Annotated in this window: 1 protein-coding gene; it reads right to left on the reverse strand. The window is 48.3% G+C overall.

Annotated features, from left to right (window positions below; translation table 11 throughout):
* Nucleotides 1-119: 119 nt before the first annotated feature.
* Nucleotides 120-317 (reverse strand): hypothetical protein (locus FS628_RS32165; protein ID WP_222125321.1); only part of this gene is annotated, 198 nt, incomplete at its 5' end.

Raw genomic sequence — 317 nt, forward strand, 5'->3', positions numbered from 1 at the left:
ACCCGATTCCCCACACACTTCTCACCATCCATAACTACTCTCCTTTCTACCTGCACTTCCATACACAACCCCCTCCTCACTTCAACCCACTTCCTTTCCTCAACCATAATCACCACCTCCTACTCCCACTCTTCTCTTCCAAATTCCCACACCTCGACAACAACCAACATATCCTCAAACCGATCCACGAACCCAAACAATATCTTGATTTCCATCCAATCTCCCTCACCCCACAATCCCCTTTCCCTTCCACGCAACAACCCAACCATCTCACCCACCAACAACAATCCCCCAAGCTTCCCTTCATTAACCAAATT

The sequence above is a fragment of the Paenibacillus xylanexedens genome (genome assembly GCF_007676705.1).
In the GTDB taxonomy this organism is placed as follows: domain Bacteria; phylum Bacillota; class Bacilli; order Paenibacillales; family Paenibacillaceae; genus Paenibacillus; species Paenibacillus xylanexedens_C.